Here is a 20,631-nt window from a genome sequence, read left to right on the forward strand (position 1 = left end):
GGGATAAAGTGTGTTTTATTACTTGATTGCCATGTTGATTATTGCTCTGGATCAGTTTACGAAATGGCTGGTCGTGAAAAACATGGAGCTTGGACAAAGTATCGAAATTATCAATAACTTTCTATACATAACGTCGCATCGCAATCGCGGGGCGGCTTGGGGTATTTTAGAAGGGCAAATGTGGTTTTTTTACTTGATTACGACTATCGTGATCATTGGCCTCGTATATTACCTTCAGAAAATGGGAAAGCAAAGTGTATTGCTTGGAACAGCGCTTGGTTTTATGCTCGGCGGTGCGATTGGCAACTTTATTGACCGATTAGTGAGAAAAGAAGTGGTCGACTTTGTTCATACGTTTCCTTTCGGTTATAATTTCCCGATATTCAATATTGCGGATTCGGCCCTTTGTATTGGAGTAGGGATGCTAATTATTTATATGTTTTTAGAAGAAAAGCTAGCCAAGGAGAAAAAGAATGGATAACGTAACATACACCCTGAATGAAACACATCAAAAAGAACGGATTGATAAAGTACTGTCCGTCTTAAATGAAGATTGGTCCAGGTCATATGTACAGCAGTTGATAAAGGACGGGCATGTACTTGCTAACGGGGCGGTCATTAAGACGAATTACAAATGCAGTTCCGGGGACGAGGTCGAAGTGAATCTGCCTGATCTCCAGGAGCTTGATGTAATGCCTGAAGACATGGATCTCGATATTTACTATGAAGACAGCGATGTGCTCGTCGTCAACAAGCCGCGCGGAATGGTCGTCCACCCCGCACCCGGTCATACATCCGGCACGCTTGTAAATGGTTTGATGGCGTATTGCCAGGACTTATCAGGCATCAATGGCGTCATGCGTCCGGGAATTGTGCACCGGATTGATATGGATACGTCTGGGCTTCTAATGGTTGCGAAGAATGATATGGCCCATGAAAGCCTCGTGCAGCAGCTTGTTGATAAAACGGTTACCCGCAAATACCAGGCAATCGCTCACGGTGTGGTCCCGCATGATTACGGAACGATCGACGCGCCGATCGGTCGCGATAAAAAAGACCGGCAAAGCATGACGGTAACTGAAGAGAATTCGAAGCATGCAGTGACCCATTTTAAGGTTCTGGAGCGGTTTCAATCATTTACTTATGTGGAATGCCAGCTTGAAACAGGCCGGACCCATCAGATTCGAGTCCATCTGAAATATATTGGCTACCCAATTGCCGGAGACCCGAAATACGGCCCGAGAAAAACCTTGACCGATATTAAAGGACAGGCGCTACATGCAGGAGTTTTAGGATTTGTGCACCCAAGGACAAAGGAATATATAGAATTTGAGGCGCCGCTTCCGAAGGATTTCGAACACGTGCTTGACTATTTGCGAAAAAGCAATTGACAAAATCCGCAAAAAAATTTAAGATGAATCTAATCAAATAAGAACCTTTAACACAGTCCAGAGAGGCTGAGAAGGAAGCGGAGCGTTAAGGATATACTACAGCTATATCCTGATTCTAACGAGCAAAATCCTCATGCCCTCTTGGCATGGGGATTTTTTTATATGAAACGGGGTGAATCTATATGAGTGAAAAGGCAATTGTTTTGGATGAACAAGCGATCCGCAGGGCCCTGACGCGAATTGCTCACGAAATGATTGAAAGAAATAAAGGAGTCGAGGATTGCATATTAATCGGCATCCGGACACGCGGGATTTTCCTTGCCAACCGGCTGGCTGAGAGGATCAGCGAGATTGAAGGTAAAGATATTCAAGTCGGTGAACTGGACATTACTTTATACAGAGACGATTTGAGTAAAAAAACAAGTGATGGAGAGCCGCTTGTCAAAGGTTCAGACATCCCTGTTGATATTGCTGACAAAAAGGTAATCGTCATCGATGATGTCTTGTTCACAGGGAGAACGATCAGGGCGGCAATGGACGCTTTGGTCGATATCGGCCGGCCTTCGCAGATCCAGCTTGCTGTATTAATCGACAGGGGACACCGGGAGCTGCCGATCCGCGCCGACTATGTCGGGAAGAATGTGCCTACTGCACAGACCGAAAAAATCGCGGTAGCTTTAGCGGAAGTAGATGGCATTGATCAAGTAAGCATCATTGAAAAATAAATTTAGAGCCTTTTTAAAAGCAGTCCAGCGAGGCTGACAAGAGGAGTATAAGCTGCATGGAAACGGCATGCTTACTTTCAACACAACCTCTTTGTCATTCAGACAAAGAGGTTTTTAAAAAGAAGAAAGTATAATTTTTCAATAAGGACAGGTGTCTAGCTCCAGCGCCTAGCCCCTCGAGGTCATAAGCCACCCCGCTTCAGAAATCAGGATTTCCTGCGTGGGGTTGTCTTATGCTTGTCGGGGCTGAGCAAGGCGCTTGCGCTTTTCAAGGGGGAATTGTCATGGAAGAAACAAAAAGAGATGTCATTTTAGATGTAAGGGACGTACCTTCACCGGCTCAATGGTTTACGTTAAGCTTGCAGCATTTATTCGCCATGTTCGGGGCTACCGTTTTAGTACCCTTCCTGGTGGGATTGAGCCCGGGTATCGCACTCATATCAAGCGGCCTTGGAACGCTATCATACTTACTTATTACAAAAGGGCAGATTCCGGCCTATCTCGGATCATCTTTCGCGTTCATCGCGCCGATTATCTCGGCAAAAGCGCTCGGTGGACCGGAAGCAGCGATGATTGGTTGTTTCTTCGCAGGCATGGTATACGGAATCATCGCTTTGATTATCAAAAAGGTCGGGCTACAATGGCTGATGAACATTCTGCCTCCAGTAGTTGTCGGTCCGGTCATTATTGTTATTGGATTGGGACTCGCAGGTACAGCAGTTAATATGGCGATGTATGAAAATCCCGGGGCACCTGCGGATGAACTCATTTACAGTACAACCCATATTACCGTCGCCCTGGTTACATTGGCTGTGACCATTGTATGTTCGATTTTCTTAAGAGGGTTCCTTGGGCTGATTCCAATCCTGATTGGGATCATTGTCGGCTATGCCACAGCTTATTTTTCTGGAATCATCGATTTCAGCGGAATCCAAAACGCTAAATGGTTCCAAATGCCCGACTTCATGGTTCCGTTCGCCACATACACACCGAACTTTTCATGGGAAGTAATTTTCATCATGGTGCCGGTGGCCATTGTCACGCTGGCGGAACATATTGGCCATCAGATGGTGTTAAGCAAAGTAGTTGGAAAGAACTTTATTGAAAAACCGGGTCTGCACAGATCGATTGCCGGTGACGGGGTCGGAATTATGATTGGCTCGGTTATCGGAGGACCGCCGCTAACCTCTTACGGGGAAAATATCGGTGTGTTGGCAATCACACGGGCATTCAGTGTCTATGTCATCGGGGGAGCCGGCGTAATCGCCATTATATTCGGCTTTATTGGAAAAATTTCAGCCGTCATCAGTTCGATTCCGCAAGCTGTCATGGGAGGGATCTCCATCCTGCTTTTTGGGATTATCGCTTCCAGCGGACTGCGTATGCTGATTGATAATAAAGTTGATTTTGGAAAGAACCGAAACTTGATGATCGCTTCTGTAATTCTTGTCATCGGCGTCGGCGGTGCGTTTGTAAAACTATCTGATAAAATTTCACTTTCCGGAATGGCCTTAGCCGCGATTATCGGTATCTTGCTCAACTTGGTTCTTCCGGGAAGGGATCAGGCAACCAGTGCTAGTGCTACAATTGTAGAAGAAAAATAAACGAAGCAAATAATGATTCACCTTTTAATTGAAGTCCAGAGAGGCTTAAAAGGGTGGTGCGAAAATCAAAGACAGGAAGGCTGGCAATGACTGCTTTTCATCTTTGATTTGCATATTGCCGCCCTGAGCCTATCTTTGGCCAGGGTGTTTTTTATTGAAAAAGCAGAGGAGGAAGATTCATGAAAACGGTCATCAAAAATGGGGTATTACTCGATAATGAAGGGAATCTTGTGCAAGCTGACATTGCTTTTGAAGGAAAGATAATCACCGATGTGGCAGAAGATATTTCGACCGAAGACTGTGAAATGATAGATGCGGCCGGAATGCTTGTAGCCCCAGGTTTTATAGATTTGCACATCCACTTGCGAGAGCCGGGCGGAGAAAAGAAAGAGACGATTGAGACGGGTACGATGGCCGCTGCCAGGGGCGGATATACAACAGTGGCCGCAATGCCAAACACTCGGCCGGTGCCGGACAGCAAGGAACAAATGAACTGGCTCAAGCAAAGAATCGATGAAACCGGGCATGTCCGGGTGCTTCCTTACGCTTCGATTACCGTACGGGAGCTTGGAAAAGAACTGACCGATTTTGAAGGGTTGAAGCAAGCAGGCGCATTTGCATTCACAGATGACGGGGTTGGAGTCCAAGAAGCAGGAATGATGCTTGCCGCCATGAAAAAAGCCGCTGCTGTGAATATGCCGATTGTCGCCCATTGCGAGGATAATACGTTAATCAATAAAGGATCTGTTCATGAAGGTGATTTTTCGAGATTAACCGGATTAACCGGGATTCCTTCAGTTTGTGAATCCGTGCATATCGCCAGGGACGTTCTGTTAGCGGAAGCCGCCGGCTGCCATTACCATGTCTGCCATATCAGCACGAAGGAATCAGTAAGGGCAGTAAGGGACGCTAAAAGAGCCGGGATCCATGTTACCGCTGAAGTGACACCCCATCATCTGTTGCTTTGTGATGAGGACATTCCGGGACTGGACCCGAATTATAAAATGAATCCCCCGCTAAGAGGTCGGGATGATCGCGCTGCACTGCTGGAAGGGCTGCTGGACGGAACGATCGATTTTATCGCCACAGACCATGCTCCCCATACGGCTGAAGAAAAAGCGGAAGGCATGAAGCTCGCTCCATTCGGAATTGTTGGTTTGGAGACGGCATTCCCGCTTCTTTACACCCATTTTGTAAAAAAAGGAATTCTCTCTTTGAAAGAATTAATCGACTTTTTAACGGTGAAACCTGCTGAAAGCTTTTCGCTGCCATATGGCCGGTTAGAAGCAGGCGCGATTGCCGATATGGTTTTACTTGATTTAGAAACAGAAAAAGAAATTGACATCCGAGAATTCGCATCCAAAGGGAAGAATACTCCTTTTCATGGCCAAACCTGCTGTGGCTGGCCGGTTATGACGATTGCGGAAGGCAAAAAGGCTTGGGAAAAAGGACGTGGAAATCAATGAAAAGACAGCTGATTCTTGAAGACGGTACTGTATTTATCGGCGAAGCATTCGGAAGCGATACAGAAAAAATCGGAGAAGTTGTATTCAACACGGGTATGACGGGCTATCAGGAAATCTTATCCGATCCTTCTTACTGCGGACAGATTGTGACTCTTACCTATCCCCTTGTAGGGAATTACGGAATAAACCGGGACGATTTCGAATCGATTAATCCAGCGATTTCAGGTTTTATAGTCAAGGAAGCAGCTGATTTTCCTTCTAACTGGAGAAGCGAAATTTCTTTGGATGAATTTTTTAAAGAAAAAAACATTCCTGGAATCAGCGGGATTGATACTAGAAAGCTAACGAGAATCATCCGGCAGTATGGGACATTGAAGGGAGCCCTATGCAATATCGAAAAAACAGCGGAAGAAGTACTTCAGCTGTTGAAGGCGACAGTATCCCCGAACGACCAAGTGAAACGAGTGTCTACAAAAACGGCATATCCAAGCCCGGGAAGAGGCAGACGGGTCGTTCTCGTCGATTTTGGAATGAAACATGGCATCTTAAGGGAATTGAATGACCGGGATTGCGATGTAATTGTCGTCCCTTACAACGTAACCGCCAAAGAAATTCTGTCCTTACACCCGGACGGAATCATGCTGTCAAACGGACCGGGAAACCCGAAGGACGTCGATGAAGCCATCGAGATGATCAAGGAAATCCAGGGGAAGGTGCCAATATTCGGAATCTGTCTAGGCCATCAGCTGTTTGCGCTCGCGAACGGGGCTGATACCGAAAAAATGAAATTTGGCCATCGCGGCTCCAACCACCCGGTTAAGGATTTGCGGTCCGGAAAAATTGCGCTGACTGCACAAAACCATGGCTATACAGTCCGGAGTGAATCGGTTGACCAAACAGGATTGGAAGTAACCCATATCGCTTTAAATGATGGAACAGTGGAAGGGTTAAGACATAAGCAATTCCCGGCATTTACGGTGCAATACCATCCGGAAGCATCCCCTGGGCCGGAAGACGCCAATTATTTATTTGATGAATTTATAGATATGATCGAATCGGCTAAGACGGAAGGGGAATTGACATGCCAAAACGTACAGATATAAAAAGCATCCTGGTGATTGGTTCAGGTCCAATCATAATCGGGCAGGCAGCGGAATTTGATTACGCGGGCACCCAGGCATGTATCGCCTTAAGAGAAGAAGGATATAGGGTCATTCTCGTAAACTCGAATCCGGCGACAATCATGACCGATACCGAAATTGCCGATGCCGTTTATATTGAACCGATCACGCTCGAGTTCGTCAGCAAAATCATCCGCAAAGAACGGCCAGATGCCTTATTGCCTACGCTGGGCGGGCAGACTGGGCTTAACATGGCCGTTGAACTGGCAAATGCAGGTGTTTTGGAAGAATGCCATGTGAAAATTCTTGGGACAGAACTTTCCGCGATTCAAAAAGCGGAAGACAGGGATTTATTCAGGACACTAATGAATGAACTGGGAGAACCGGTCCCTGACAGTGATATCGTCCATTCAATAGAAGAAGCGCGCCGCTTTGTTGATCGCGTAGGCTATCCGGTCATCGTCCGTCCGGCATTTACGCTCGGTGGGACAGGCGGGGGCATTTGCGTCAATGAAGAAGAGTTAGTTGAAATTGTCACCGGTGGATTGAAAAGCAGCCCGGTAACCCAATGCTTATTAGAAAAAAGCATTGCCGGCTTTAAGGAAATAGAATACGAGGTTATGAGAGACAGCAATGATAATGCGATTGTCGTCTGCAATATGGAAAACTTTGACCCGGTCGGCATCCATACGGGTGATTCAATCGTAGTTGCACCGAGCCAAACGCTCAGCGACCGGGAATACCAGATGCTGCGGAACACCTCTTTAAAAATCATCAGGGCACTTGAAATTGAAGGCGGTTGTAACGTACAGCTTGCTTTAGATCCAAATAGTTTTGATTACTTTGTAATCGAAGTCAATCCGCGGGTCAGCCGCTCGTCGGCGCTAGCTTCGAAAGCGACCGGGTATCCAATTGCCAAGCTGGCGGCAAAAATCGCAGTCGGCTTAACACTGGATGAAATGTTAAACCCTGTAACAGGAAAAACGTATGCAAGCTTTGAGCCTGCCCTTGACTATGTGGTCACAAAAATCCCACGCTGGCCGTTTGATAAGTTTGAATCCGCCAACCGTAAACTCGGGACACAAATGAAAGCAACCGGAGAAGTGATGGCAATCGGCAGGACATTTGAAGAGTCGATCCTGAAAGCCGTTCGCTCGCTTGAGGCAGGTTTCTCTCATATCGGACTGGATGAGCCAATCGTAGATGAGTTAATCGAGAAAAGAATCAGAATGGCCGGCGATGAACGGTTATTTTACATCGGGGAAGCGTTGCGAAGAGGAATCAGCATGGAGAGAATCCATGAGTGGAGCCAGATTGATTTGTTTTTCCTTTATAAACTCCATAAAATCGTCGTATTTGAAGAACGTCTCCTCGAGAATCCTTTTAACGAAGAAATCGGTCGGAAAGCAAAGCAGATGGGCTTTGCTGATGTAACACTTGCGTCTCTATGGAACGCAAGTGAAAAATCGATTTATGAATGGCGAAAAGACAAAGGGATCATGCCAGTATATAAAATGGTCGACACTTGCGCCGCAGAATTTGAATCCGAGACACCTTATTTTTACGGAACGTATGAGGACGAAAACGAGTCGATCGTCACTGACCGGAAAAGCGTGGTTGTCCTCGGTTCAGGCCCGATCAGGATCGGCCAGGGGGTAGAATTCGATTACGCAACCGTGCACTCGGTCTGGGCGATTAGAGAAGCGGGATATGAAGCGATTATCATCAATAACAATCCGGAAACCGTCTCCACCGATTTCAGCATTTCCGACAAGCTTTATTTCGAACCGCTGACAATCGAAGACGTCATGCATATCATTGACCTCGAAAAACCAATGGGTGTTGTGGTTCAATTCGGGGGACAGACAGCGATCAATTTAGCGGACCAGCTTGTAGAGAGAGGCGTGACCATTTTAGGAACAACGCTTGAAGACCTGGACCGCGCGGAGAACCGGGATAAGTTCGAACAGGCGTTGCGTACTTTAGAAATTCCCCAGCCGAAAGGAAAAACGGCCACTTCGATTGAGGAGGCGGTTAAGATTGCTGAAGATATCGGCTATCCGGTGCTGATCCGGCCGTCGTATGTTCTGGGCGGTAGAGCGATGGAAATCGTCTACCAGCAGGAAGAATTGCTTCACTACATGAAAAATGCCGTCAAAATCAACCCTGAGCATCCCGTCTTGATTGACCGCTACTTAACCGGAAAGGAAATCGAAGTCGATGCCATTTCAGACGGAAAAGACGTCGTCATACCGGGAATCATGGAGCATATTGAACGCGCAGGCGTCCATTCCGGTGATTCGATCGCGGTATACCCGCCGCAAAACCTTACAAAGCAAATCAAAGAAAGAATAGAGGAATATACAACGAAGCTGGCAAAAGGTTTAAAGATTATCGGACTATTAAACATTCAATACGTCGTCAGCAATGATGAAGTGTTTGTTATCGAAGTAAATCCACGCTCAAGCCGCACGGTTCCTTTTTTAAGCAAGATTACGAATGTGCCGATGGCGAATCTTGCGACGAAAGTGATCCTTGGGAACTCACTGGAATCGATGGGCTATAAAAGCGGCCTTGTCCCGGAAAAAACGGGCGTATACGTAAAAGTGCCGGTATTCTCCTTTGCCAAACTTAGAGGGGTCGATATCACGCTAGGCCCTGAAATGAAGTCAACGGGAGAAGTGATGGGGAAAGACACTACGCTCGAGAAAGCACTTTATAAAGGGCTCGTAGCTTCCGGAATCCAGATTAAGGAACACGGCTCCGTACTCTTGACAGTAGCGGACAAGGATAAACAGGAAGCGCTGCAAATTGCCCGCAGGTTTAACAATTGCGGTTATCGTTTAATTGCCACTCATGGAACAGCGACCTTATTAAAAGAAGCGGGAATTCCAGTCGCTGTCGTCGATAAAATCGGAGAAGCCGGACACAACCTTATTGATGTAATTCGAAGCGGAGAAGCGCAGCTGGTCATCAATACGTTAACGAAAGGCAAGCAGCCGGAACGGGATGGTTTCCGCATAAGAAGGGAATCTGTCGAAAATGGAATTCCATGCTTAACTTCATTGGATACAGCAGAAGCCATTCTTCGGGTAATCGAATCGATGACATTTTCCGCGGAGGCAATGGGAAACGCTGAACCGAGTCGTGAGGTGACTTTTTCATGATCAAAAAAGAAGAGATGAAGATTGTCAGCCAAAGAGAAATCTCCAAATCGATATATGAGCTCACCCTTCAAGGTGAGCTTGTTTCTGAAATGAACGAGCCGGGGCAGTTTGTCCATGTGAAAGCGGGAAAAGGCATTGATCCTTTGCTGAGACGGCCGATCAGCATTTCGTCTATCAATCTTAAAGAAAAACAATTTACAATGATTTACCGCGCCGAAGGAAAAGGGACCAGACTGCTCTCACATAAGCGAATAGAGGGGAGTGTGGATGTGCTTGGGCCGCTTGGGAACGGTTTTCCAGTCAGCGAGGCAGCAAAGGGCGATTCAGTTCTTCTCGTCGGAGGGGGCATTGGTGTCCCTCCTTTATACGAACTTTCTAAACGGCTAAGAGAAAAGGGAATCTCTGTAACCCATGTATTGGGATTTCAAACAAAAGAGAATGTTTTTTATGAAGAAGAATTTTCAGCTCTGGGAGAAACATTCGTGGTAACGAACGATGGCTCATACGGTGCAAAAGGATTCGTAACCGATGTGATCGGGGATTTGCCCGGTGATTTTCCAGTGATTTATGCTTGTGGGCCGACACCGATGCTGCGGGCAGTGGAAACAGCTTACAGCCATAAGAAACTATTTTTATCACTGGAGGAGCGGATGGGCTGCGGAATCGGCGCCTGCTTTGCATGCGTGTGCCATACAGCGGACGACCCAACCGGCCATTCCTATAAAAAAGTGTGTAGCGACGGACCGGTATTCCGGGCAGGGGAGGTTCTATTATGAAATCACTTTCGATCAATCTACCTGGATTGGAACTGAGAAATCCCGTCATGCCGGCATCAGGCTGCTTTGGCTTTGGGCGTGAATACAGCCAGTTTTATGACTTAAGTAGGCTTGGGGCAATCATGATCAAAGCGACGACGCCGCTGCCGCGGTTTGGTAACCCGACACCGAGAGTAGCGGAAACGTCCGCAGGCATGCTGAATGCGATCGGGCTGCAGAATCCGGGTCTCGAAAAAGTGATTGAGGAAGAACTGCCATGGCTTGATAACTACAATGTTCCGATTATCGCAAACATTGCCGGTTCGCAGATTGAGGATTATATCGAGGTTGCGCGTGAGATAAGCAAGGCCCCGAACGTGAAGGCATTGGAATTGAATATCTCCTGCCCGAATGTGAAGGAAGGCGGAATCGCTTTTGGAACGGATGCGGCAACAGCGAAAAGCGTGACCAAAGCAGTGAAGGAAGTTTCACAGGTACCTGTTTATGTCAAACTGTCACCGAATGTCACCAATATTACCGAAATTGCGAGAGCGGTCGAAGAGGGCGGTGCTGATGGACTGACGATGATTAACACACTGCTCGGGATGAGATTGGACTTGAAAACAGCAAAGCCGGTCCTCGCCAATGGAACGGGTGGCTTATCCGGTCCGGCGATTAAGCCTGTTGCGATCAGGATGATTCATGAAGTTAGCCAGCATGTATCGATTCCGATTATCGGCATGGGCGGGATTGCAACAGCTGAGGATGTAATCGAATTTTTCTATGCCGGGGCAAGCGCCGTCGCGGTTGGTACAGCCAATTTCGTCGATCCTTTTGTATGCCCGAACATCATTGAAGAGCTGCCGCTTTTGCTCGAAAAGCTAGGATATGGTCATATTTCTGAATGTACCGGAAGGAGCTGGGGAAAGAATGAATCACTCGCTTATCATCGCACTTGATTTTCCAGGACAAAAAGAAACAAAGGAATTTCTGGACCAATTCGGCAAAGAACGATTATTTGTTAAAGTCGGGATGGAACTGTTTTATCAAAACGGTCCCGCGATCCTTGATTTGATTAAGGGCAAAGGCCATGATGTATTTCTCGATTTAAAGCTTCATGATATCCCGCATACCGTAAAGCAAGCGATGAAGGGGCTCGCACGGTTGAATATTGACCTGGTGAATGTCCATGCCGCCGGCGGACGGAAGATGATGGAAGCAGCATGGGAAGGCCTGGAAGCGGGAACCCCTGCGGGAAAGTTGAGGCCTGCATGCATTGCGGTCACCCAGCTGACAAGCACCTCCACGGAACAAATGAACAAAGAACAGTTGATTAAGTCAAGCCTTGAAGAATCGGTTCTCCACTATGCTGAATTGGCTAAACGATCCCGCCTTGATGGAGTCGTCTGTTCAACACATGAAGTAACAAAGATTCATGAGAGAACTGGGAAGGGCTTTTTGACGGTAACACCGGGCATCCGCATGGCCGATGGGGAACACCATGACCAGAAGCGAGTGGCGACCCCCGAACAGGCAAGGCTGCTTGGAGCGGATGCCATCGTTGTCGGCCGGGCGATTACAGCCGCAAAAGATCCGGTACATTCTTATCAAATGATAAAGGAAGCCTGGGAGGGAATCGGTGTATGAAACATTCAATCGCAGAGCATTTATTAGAAATCGAGGCCGTCTATTTACAGCCGAATAACCCATTTACATGGGCGTCAGGAATCAAGTCGCCGATCTATTGTGATAACCGCTTGACGCTTTCCTATCCGGAAATCCGCTCAAAAATAGCCAAAGGCTTGCAAGTTTTGATTACAGAGCATTTCCCAGATGCGGAAGTGATTGCCGGCACAGCAACGGCCGGAATCCCCCATGCGGCATGGGTAAGCGATTTGTTAAATCTCCCTATGTGCTATGTTCGTTCAAAGCCAAAAGGCCACGGGAAAGGCAATCAAATCGAAGGTAAAGCTGCACCCGGTCAAAAGGTTGTCGTTGTCGAAGATTTGATTTCGACAGGCGGCAGCGTAATTGAGGCAGTAAAAGCATTACGTGAAAATGGTTGTAATGTTTTAGGGGTCGTTTCGATTTTCAGCTATGAACTGCAAAAAGGAAAAGAACAGCTCAATTCAGAAGGCATCCTAGCATACTCTTTAAGTGATTACACAACGCTGATTGAAGTAGCGGTAAAACATGGCTATATCGAAGAGAGCGATCTGGAGAAGCTGAACAAGTGGAGGGGAAATCCGGCTGATACCGGTTGGATTACCGCTTAAGACAAAGAGCCAGTTGGGAAATTCCAACTGGCTCTCTGTTTTAGCTTTTTGATGCAACTGCTTCCTTCATCCCGATCACCTGATCAGCATCCGGCGTAACGAAGATCGTTTGCTGGTTATCATAGATCACAAATCCCGGTTTTGCGCCGCTTGGTTTTTTTACATGCCGCACTTTTGTGAAATCTACTGGCACGGAGCTGGAATCTTTCGCTTTGCTGAAATAGGCCGCGAGCACCCCGGCTTCCTTTATCGTTTGCTCGCTTGGGTTTTCATTGCGAATTACCACATGCGAGCCAGGAATATCCTTCGTATGCAGCCATATTTCGTCTCTTCTCGCAAATTTATTAGTTAAATAATCATTTTGTTTATTGTTTTTTCCAACGAAAATTACATCGCCATCGGATGATACATAGCTATCAAGCTGCGGTTTGGCATGAGCGGGTTTTTTCATGCCTTTCCGCTGCTTTTTCTTTAGATAGCCTTCCTCCTGAAGCTCTTCGCGGATTTCCTCGATATCCTTCGGGGAAGCGGAATGGAGCTGCTGCAGAAGGGTATCGAAATAAGCCACTTCTTCATTGGCAAGTTTGATTTGTTGTTGGACAATCCCGATTGCGTTTTTCGCTTTTTGATAACGTGTAAAGTATTTCTGGGCATTTTCCGAAGGTGTTTTCTGCGGATTAAGCGGAATGATGACGATTCTGCCATCTTCTTCATAGTAATTGCTTACTTCAATGTCCTTCATCCCTTTTTTGGCTTGGTAAAGGTTAGCCGTCAACAGCTCCCCGAATAATTGATATTGCTCACTCCGTTCACTTTCCTTCAGTGTTCTCTCGAGCTTTTTGACCTTCTTTTCGTTTTTCTCGATCTCATTTGAAATAAATCGTTCCAGATCATTTCCCTGCTGCTTCACCCGGTCCCGCTGTGCTTTTCCAAAATAGAAGCGGTCAAGCATTTCACTTAATGTAGCAAAAGGGCGGCTTTCTCCCTGCAGATGCTCCAATGGAATCATATAAAAAGCTTCTTTGTTGCCATCGGCAATAAGGGTGGGGCTGTAATCTTTTTTTGCGAGCCTGTCAATAAGCTTCAAAAATGTCTCAGGCAAAGTTGAGCGGTTGGCAAGCCCGGCTCGGTGGATGACTTCCTTTGCAAATAGAGGAGAGACACCGGAAAAATGATCGACAATCTGCTTGTCGAGCTTTCCGGCATTGAAATCAAGCCTTTGCAATATTTCCTCTTCTTTAGCTGTGAATGGATTTACTTTCTCCTGGGCAGGAGGAGCTTTGTAATCCTGGCCGGGCAGCACAGCCCGGTAGCTATTGACAGCATAGGAAACATGCTTAATGCTGTCTAAAATCATATGCTTCTCTTTATCAACTAAAATGATATTGCTGTGCCTGCCCATGATTTCAACAATTAACTGCTTCTGGGAAACGTCTCCGAGTTCGTTCCTCCCTTTTACTTCAAAAATAATCATTCGATCGAGCCCGGATTGATAAATGTCTTCTATTACATACCCTTCCAAATGCTTGCGCATCATCATACAAAACATCGGTGGTTCCTTGGGGTTGTCATAGCTCTCCTGTGAAATTTGGACCCTGGCATAGCTTGGATGTGCAGACAGCAACAATTTATGATTTTTACCGCCTGAACGGATGACAAGTATCGCTTCATTTTTATATGGCTGATGAATTTTATTGATGCGTCCGCCCTTAAGCAGACCGGATAATTCCTCTGTCATTGCTTTTGTAAATAAACCGTCAAAAGACATCTATATAACTTCCTTTTCGTTGAGATCATTATTTGCTGTGGATTAGAGTTCACAATAAAGTATAGCATTTTTTTGGACGAGACTGAATAAGCATGGAAGGAGAGAAGAATTATGCCGGTTTAATACTATGTGTGGAGGATGTGTGATACTTAATGAAGTTCCGTGAAATGGATACACAAGATGTTGAAGCAGCCCTTCAAACCAACATTGAAAAAGGGTTGGAAGGGAATGAGGCTAGGAGAAGGCAGCAAAAACAAGGGTTTAATGAACTTCAAGAAGGTGAAAAACAATCAGCCCTCCTGTTATTTTTTGCTCAATTCAAGGACTTCATGGTGCTCGTTTTGCTCGCAGCTACGTTAATTTCGGGGCTGCTCGGGGAGTATATCGATGCCATTGCGATCATCGCCATCATCTTAATAAATGGATTTTTAGGTTTTTTCCAGGAAAGAAAGGCGGAAAAGTCGCTTGATGCTTTAAAAGAAATGTCTGCGCCGCAAGTATATGCATTAAGGGATGGGGAATGGTCGAAAATTCCGTCAAGGGAAGTCGTGGCAGGTGACGTCCTGAAATTCTCAAGCGGTGACCGGATAGGTGCAGATATGAGAATTATTGAGGCGGTGAGCCTTGAAATAGAAGAATCGGCACTGACAGGCGAATCCGTTCCATCGGTCAAGTATTCCTCTCCGTTAAAGAATGATATCGACAGCATAGGCGACCAGGAAAATATGGCGTTTATGGGGACAATGGTGACAAGGGGAAGCGGTATTGGCGTTGTTACGGACACAGGGATGGATACCGCGATGGGCAAGATCGCCGATCTGCTGCAATCAGCGGCAACGATGGACACCCCGCTGCAAAGGCGACTGGAACAGCTTGGGAAAATCCTGATCATCACAGCGTTATTCTTAACTCTGCTTGTCGTCATTATCGGGGTTATCCAAGGCAACGATTTGTATACGATGTTTTTAGCGGGTGTTTCGCTTGCGGTAGCAGCAATTCCTGAGGGGCTTCCCGCGATCGTTACTGTCGCACTGTCTCTCGGCGTACAGCGGATGATTAAGCAAAAGTCCATCGTCCGCAAGCTTCCCGCGGTTGAAACGTTGGGATGTGCTTCCGTCATATGTTCAGATAAAACCGGGACAATGACTCAGAATAAAATGACGGTTACCCATCTTTGGAGCGGAGGAAAAGAGTGGAATGTAAGCGGCACAGGCTATGAACCAAACGGGATCTTTATGGATGAAACCGTTGAAGTAAATCCGAAACAGGAGAAAGCACTCCACCAGCTTTTGACTTTTGGCCTTCTTTGCAATAAAGCCGGGCTTCTGACAAAAGACGACCAATATGTCCTGGATGGTGATCCGACTGAGGGAGCGCTGTTGGTCGCAGCCATGAAAGCTGGATTAACGCGCGATAAGCTGAAGCAGAAATTTACGATTGTCAAAGAGTTTCCGTTCGACTCGACCCGGAAGATGATGAGTGTCGTCGTGAAAGATGAGAACGGGAAGCAATTTGTGGTGACAAAAGGAGCACCGGATGTGCTCATATCTCAATGCGGTTCTATTTTATGGGATGAAAAACTTCAACAACTAAACCGCGACATGAAGAATTCCGTGCAGGCTGCCATCGATGGCCTAGCAGCGCAAGCACTGCGTACCATCGCGGTTGGGTATAAACCGATCAGTCCCAATACGGTATTGTTGGATGAAGCCGAAGCAGAAAAAGAATTGACGTTCATGGGGCTCCACGGCATGATTGATCCTCCTCGTCCGGAAGTAGCCCGTGCAGTTAAAGAGTGCAGGGAAGCCGGAATCAAAACGGTCATGATCACCGGGGATCATGTTTCCACGGCCAAAGCGATCGCGAAACAACTGGGAATTTTAAGAGGAAAAGATAAAGTATTAGATGGAAAAGCTTTGTCGGACATGTCGGTGGCCGAGCTGGAAGACGTCGTCGAGAACGTTTCCGTTTTTGCTCGCGTCTCGCCTGAACATAAACTGAAGATTGTTAAAGCTTTCCAAAACAAAGGACATGTCGTGGCAATGACGGGTGACGGGGTAAACGACGCCCCGGCAATCAAATCAGCCGATATCGGGATCTCGATGGGGATTGCCGGTACCGATGTTGCCAAAGAAGCTTCATCACTTATCCTGCTTGATGATAATTTCGCAACCATTAAATCGGCGATTAAAGAAGGACGTAACATATATGAAAACATCCGGAAGTTCATCAGATATTTGCTGGCATCCAATGTCGGTGAAATCCTCGTCATGTTTTTTGCGATGATTTTGGCCCTGCCGCTGCCGCTTGTCCCCATTCAAATATTATGGGTGAATCTTGTGACGGATGGTTTGCCGGCTATGGCCCTTGGTCTCGATAAGCCGGAAGGAGACGTAATGAAAAGGGCCCCACGCAGTCCAAAGGAAGGTGTATTTGCCAGAGGACTAGGCTGGAAAGTCATTTCACGGGGATTTTTAATCGGAATCTCGACGTTGATTGCTTTTATGGTTGTTTATAAGAATGATCCGGATAACCTTGCATATGCGCAAACAATCGCATTTACGACTCTCGTCTTGGCGCAGCTGATCCACGTTTTTGATTGTCGCAGCGAACGGTCCATATTCTCCCGAAATCCTTTCGGAAATAAATATCTCGTTTGGGCGGTTATTTCTTCTTTATTGTTGATGCTACCGGTCCTATACTATCCACCGCTGCAAGCAATCTTCCATACCTTACCGATCGAGCCAAGAGACTGGCTGCTCGTTATAGGCATGGCGTCGATTCCAACTTTTTTACTGGCGGGATCATTTTTGGTAAGTAAATCAAAATAGTTTATGATATAATTCTAAAGGTAGTAGAGACTTCTCTATTACCTTTTTACTTTATAAAACGAAAAACATTTAACGTTGGATAGGAAGTGTTGCCGTGGTTGTAAGTATGACAGGCTACGGGATTGGGATGGCGGAGAATACCAATATAAAGGTGACCGTCGAAATAAAAACTGTTAACCATCGTTTTTGCGAATATCATATTCGGATGCCGCGCCAGCTCTTCATTTTAGAAGATAAAGTCAAAAGACAAGCAAATGAATACATAAGAAGAGGCCGGGTTGAAATATTCATTGCGATTGAAGGCGAAGGCCTTTTGACAAAACGGCTTAAGCTCGATTGGTCGCTCGCTGATCAATATTTTGCCATCATGAGTGATGTGAAAGATAAATATTCTTTAAGCTCATCTCCTTCCTTGCAGGATTTGCTGCACATCAACGATGTTTTTTCAGTGGAGGAAATACAAGCTGAGAATGAGGAACTGGACACGATTTTGCGCACGGCCACTCAAGCTGCCTTGAGCAATGTCAAAGCTATGAGGTTGCAAGAAGGTGCTGAGCTGAAGATTGACCTGCTGAAACAGCTCGAAAAGATTTCTTTTATCGTCGGCGGGCTAAAAAATTATGCTCCCGCTGTCGCTGAAGCCTATAAAGAAAGGCTGAAAACAAAATTGGCAGAAGTTACATCAGGAATGCTGGATGAAAGCAGACTTTTAACAGAGGTTGCAATTTTTGCCGATAAAGCCGATATAAATGAGGAACTAACACGCCTTGAAAGTCATCACATCCAATTTTTAGAAACGCTTGAAATGATAGAGCCGATTGGCCGGAAGCTGGACTTTCTCGTACAGGAAATGAACAGGGAAGTCAATACGATCGGTTCCAAAGCAAATGATTCAACGATTACGAAAGAAGTCGTTGAAATGAAGAGTTTACTTGAAAAAATAAAAGAACAGGTTCAAAATATCGAGTAGCTTGTTTATGATACTTATATCGAGGCGAGAATAGAATATGATCGGGGGACAAAAATGTCTATCAAGCTCATTAATATCGGTTTCGGGAATATCGTTTCCGCTAATCGGATTGTATCGATTGTGAGTCCGGAATCGGCTCCAATAAAAAGAATCATCCAGGACGCACGTGATCGCGGCTCCTTAGTGGATGCTACCTATGGAAGAAGAACGAGAGCTGTCATCATTACTGACAGTGACCATGTGATTCTTTCTGCTGTTCAGCCGGAAACCGTTGCGGCCCGGCTGCATGACCGGGATGACAGTGGGGAAGAGGGGTAAAGGAAGTTTATGAGAGAAAAAGGTCTGCTAATCGTATTATCCGGCCCGTCCGGCGTCGGCAAAGGAACGGTCAGAAAAGAAATCTTTTCCCAACCCGACACAGCTTTTGAATATTCGATTTCAATGACGACGAGAAAACCGCGGGAGGGAGAAGTCGATGGCATCGATTACTTCTTCAAAACCCGCGAGGAATTTGAGGAATTAATTGAACAGGATAAGCTGCTGGAATATGCCGAGTTCGTTGGCAATTTCTACGGGACACCGGTTGACTATGTAAGGGAAACACTTGTGGCTGGCAAAGATGTTTTTCTTGAAATCGAAGTACAAGGCGCAAGGCAGGTCCGTGAAAAATTTCCGGAAGGTCTGTTTATTTTCTTGGCGCCACCGAGTCTTTCTGAACTGCAAAACCGAATCGTCACACGCGGCACCGAAACAGAAGAAGTCATCCAAAGAAGGATGCAGACCGCCAAGGAAGAAATCGAATTAATGGACTTATACGATTATGTAGTGGAAAATGATCGGATAGAGGCGGCTTGCCAAAAGATAAACGCAATCGTTATCGCAGAGCACTGCCGAAGAGAGAGAGTATCAATCCGATATAAAAAAATGCTGGAGGCTGAATAATATGTTGTACCCTTCTATTGATGCACTATTAGAAAAGATTGATTCAAAATATTCGCTTGTATCCGTTGCCGCAAAACGCGCACGCCAAATGCAGCAAAAGGATGATACGAAAATTGAAAACCCGGTATCGTTTAAACAGGTTGGCAAAGCACTCGAGGAAATTCACTCGGGGAAACTGACCTATCAAAACGAATACGAGGAAAAATAAACGAGACATCTGGGCCGGACGCCTTCTAATACATATATTTCAGCAATTGGAAATTTGTTGAAATCATGTGAGGGGGTTCCGGCCCTTTTGTATTGTCAAATTAAATTAGAAGGTTTACAGCTCGTCTAACTCAAAAAGGTGAAAAAAATGTCATAATCCTTCATAATAAAGACAAAGAATGCTTAAGTTGGGGGAAACAGCATGCTAACAGATAAAAAGATTCTACTCTGCGTAACAGGCGGCATCGCCGTATACAAAGCGGCCGCGTTAACGAGCAAACTTACCCAGGCAGGCGCGAAGGTAAAGGTGATCATGAGCGATTCCGCCGGGAAATTTGTCACTCCGCTTACCTTTCAAGCGCTTTCCAGACACGATGTCTATACAGATACATTTGATGAGAAAGACTCTTCAGTCATTGCTCATATAGATCTGGCTGACTGGGCAGATCTCGTCTTGGTGGCGCCTGCGACCGCAAACGTAATCGGAAAGCTGGCAAACGGGATTGCAGACGACATGATCACGACCACATTGCTTGCGACAAGTGCGCCTGTATGGGTTGCGCCGGCCATGAATGTGAATATGTACGGTCATCCTGCCGTCGAGAAGAACTTGAATACGCTAAAGAAGTTTGGGTATCAATTGATTGAACCCTCAGAAGGCTATCTTGCCTGTGGGTATGTTGGAAAAGGCAGATTAGAGGAACCCGAAACGATTGTGGAACACTTGACGTTATTTTTCAATGCTCAAACAGAACAGCCGTTAAAAGGCCAAAATATCATTGTTACAGCAGGACCTACAAGAGAGAATATTGATCCCGTCCGTTTTATTATGAACCGGTCAACGGGGAAGATGGGATATGCAATCGCGGAACAGGCTCAAAAAATGGGCGCGCGGGTCAAATTGATTTCCGGTCCGGTTTCGCTTTCACCACCAGCGAATGTGGACGTAATCCATGTGGAATCCGCAGCTGAAATGTATATAGAAGTGATGAAACATTTCACCGGTGCCGATGCCATCATTAAAACAGCGGCAGTAGCGGATTATAAGCCAAAAGTTTACCAGGAACAAAAAATAAAAAAGCAGCCTGGTGACAGCAGCATCACCCTGCAACGGACTGTGGATATTTTGAAAGAGCTTGGTGCTAAGAAAGACAATCAAGTCGTTGTTGGCTTTGCCGCGGAAACGGAGAAAGTGGAGCAATATGCCACGGATAAGCTTCAAAAGAAGAATGCTGATATGATCGTAGCCAATAACATCGCATCTGACGGGGCTGGATTTGGAACAGACACAAATATCGTTACGATGTATAAGCGAGATGGCAGTAAAGTGGAACTGCCGAAAATGAGCAAGGCTGAAGTGGCAAAAAATATTCTAATTGAAGTAAGCCGGATGCTGAAAAAGGAATGA

The 20,631-nt window shown here is 46.1% G+C and carries 18 protein-coding genes; 17 read left to right on the forward strand and 1 reads right to left on the reverse strand.

Features of this window, described 5'->3' with window-relative positions; genetic code table 11:
• Positions 1-10: 10 nt before the first annotated feature.
• The 11 genes from lspA to pyrE all read left to right on the forward strand — a co-directional run bounded on the left by lspA (position 11) and on the right by pyrE (position 12,505).
• Positions 11-481: a signal peptidase II gene (gene lspA / locus LQ216_RS15755; protein WP_230130421.1), complete on the forward strand. Its 471-nt coding sequence runs from the start codon at positions 11-13 to the stop codon at positions 479-481.
• Entirely contained in the window at positions 474-1,391 is a 918-nt protein-coding gene (locus LQ216_RS15760) for an RluA family pseudouridine synthase (protein WP_230130422.1), read from the forward strand. Before lspA ends, LQ216_RS15760 begins: the two co-directional genes overlap by 8 nt.
• Before the next feature lie 182 nt (positions 1,392-1,573).
• Positions 1,574-2,116 (forward strand): bifunctional pyr operon transcriptional regulator/uracil phosphoribosyltransferase PyrR, encoded by a 543-nt coding sequence (gene pyrR, locus LQ216_RS15765; protein ID WP_230130423.1) that lies wholly within the window; start codon positions 1,574-1,576, stop codon positions 2,114-2,116.
• A gap of 284 nt (positions 2,117-2,400) precedes the next feature.
• On the forward strand, positions 2,401-3,720 hold the full coding sequence (locus LQ216_RS15770) for a solute carrier family 23 protein (RefSeq protein WP_230130424.1): 1,320 nt from the start codon (positions 2,401-2,403) through the stop codon (positions 3,718-3,720).
• Between the two features lie 179 nt (positions 3,721-3,899).
• Positions 3,900-5,186 carry a dihydroorotase gene (locus LQ216_RS15775; protein WP_230130425.1) on the forward strand — a complete coding sequence of 429 codons (1,287 nt, stop codon included), beginning with the start codon at positions 3,900-3,902 and terminating at the stop codon, positions 5,184-5,186.
• Positions 5,183-6,289, forward strand: coding sequence for a carbamoyl phosphate synthase small subunit (locus LQ216_RS15780; protein ID WP_230130426.1), 1,107 nt, complete (start codon positions 5,183-5,185; stop codon positions 6,287-6,289). The genes LQ216_RS15775 and LQ216_RS15780 overlap by 4 nt, the downstream gene beginning before the upstream one ends.
• A complete protein-coding gene (gene carB / locus LQ216_RS15785; RefSeq protein ID WP_230130427.1) occupies positions 6,268-9,474 on the forward strand; it encodes a carbamoyl-phosphate synthase large subunit in 3,207 nt (1,068 codons plus the stop codon). Before LQ216_RS15780 ends, carB begins: the two co-directional genes overlap by 22 nt.
• Positions 9,471-10,250, forward strand: a complete 780-nt coding sequence (locus tag LQ216_RS15790) for a dihydroorotate dehydrogenase electron transfer subunit (RefSeq protein WP_230130428.1) — start codon at positions 9,471-9,473, stop codon at positions 10,248-10,250. Before carB ends, LQ216_RS15790 begins: the two co-directional genes overlap by 4 nt.
• On the forward strand, positions 10,247-11,188 hold the full coding sequence (locus LQ216_RS15795; RefSeq protein ID WP_230130429.1) for a dihydroorotate dehydrogenase: 942 nt from the start codon (positions 10,247-10,249) through the stop codon (positions 11,186-11,188). Before LQ216_RS15790 ends, LQ216_RS15795 begins: the two co-directional genes overlap by 4 nt.
• Entirely contained in the window at positions 11,160-11,876 is a 717-nt protein-coding gene (gene pyrF / locus LQ216_RS15800) for an orotidine-5'-phosphate decarboxylase (protein ID WP_230130430.1), read from the forward strand. Before LQ216_RS15795 ends, pyrF begins: the two co-directional genes overlap by 29 nt.
• Entirely contained in the window at positions 11,873-12,505 is a 633-nt protein-coding gene (pyrE, locus tag LQ216_RS15805; protein ID WP_230130431.1) for an orotate phosphoribosyltransferase, read from the forward strand. Before pyrF ends, pyrE begins: the two co-directional genes overlap by 4 nt.
• 40 nt (positions 12,506-12,545) lie before the next feature.
• Here the strand turns inward: pyrE and LQ216_RS15810 are convergent, their stop codons facing one another.
• Positions 12,546-14,273 (reverse strand): NFACT RNA binding domain-containing protein, encoded by a 1,728-nt coding sequence (locus LQ216_RS15810; RefSeq protein ID WP_230130432.1) that lies wholly within the window; start codon positions 14,271-14,273, stop codon positions 12,546-12,548.
• A 152-nt stretch (positions 14,274-14,425) separates the two neighbouring features.
• Here LQ216_RS15810 and LQ216_RS15815 point away from each other — a divergent pair, with 152 nt between their 5' ends.
• The 6 genes from LQ216_RS15815 to coaBC all read left to right on the forward strand — a co-directional run bounded on the left by LQ216_RS15815 (position 14,426) and on the right by coaBC (position 20,631).
• Positions 14,426-17,104, forward strand: a complete 2,679-nt coding sequence (locus tag LQ216_RS15815; protein WP_230130433.1) for a calcium-translocating P-type ATPase, SERCA-type — start codon at positions 14,426-14,428, stop codon at positions 17,102-17,104.
• A gap of 94 nt (positions 17,105-17,198) precedes the next feature.
• Positions 17,199-18,074, forward strand: a complete 876-nt coding sequence (locus tag LQ216_RS15820) for a YicC/YloC family endoribonuclease (RefSeq protein WP_230130434.1) — start codon at positions 17,199-17,201, stop codon at positions 18,072-18,074.
• A gap of 54 nt (positions 18,075-18,128) precedes the next feature.
• Positions 18,129-18,392: an extracellular matrix/biofilm regulator RemA gene (remA, locus tag LQ216_RS15825; protein WP_230130435.1), complete on the forward strand. Its 264-nt coding sequence runs from the start codon at positions 18,129-18,131 to the stop codon at positions 18,390-18,392.
• A 9-nt stretch (positions 18,393-18,401) separates the two neighbouring features.
• Positions 18,402-19,016, forward strand: a complete 615-nt coding sequence (gene gmk / locus LQ216_RS15830) for a guanylate kinase (RefSeq protein WP_230130436.1) — start codon at positions 18,402-18,404, stop codon at positions 19,014-19,016.
• A 1-nt stretch (position 19,017) separates the two neighbouring features.
• Positions 19,018-19,224: a DNA-directed RNA polymerase subunit omega gene (gene rpoZ, locus LQ216_RS15835; RefSeq protein ID WP_230130437.1), complete on the forward strand. Its 207-nt coding sequence runs from the start codon at positions 19,018-19,020 to the stop codon at positions 19,222-19,224.
• A 201-nt stretch (positions 19,225-19,425) separates the two neighbouring features.
• Positions 19,426-20,631 (forward strand): bifunctional phosphopantothenoylcysteine decarboxylase/phosphopantothenate--cysteine ligase CoaBC, encoded by a 1,206-nt coding sequence (gene coaBC, locus LQ216_RS15840; protein ID WP_230130438.1) that lies wholly within the window; start codon positions 19,426-19,428, stop codon positions 20,629-20,631.

The organism is Bacillus sp. CECT 9360, from assembly GCF_918741275.1.
In the GTDB taxonomy this organism is placed as follows: Bacteria; Bacillota; Bacilli; order Bacillales; family DSM-1321; genus Peribacillus.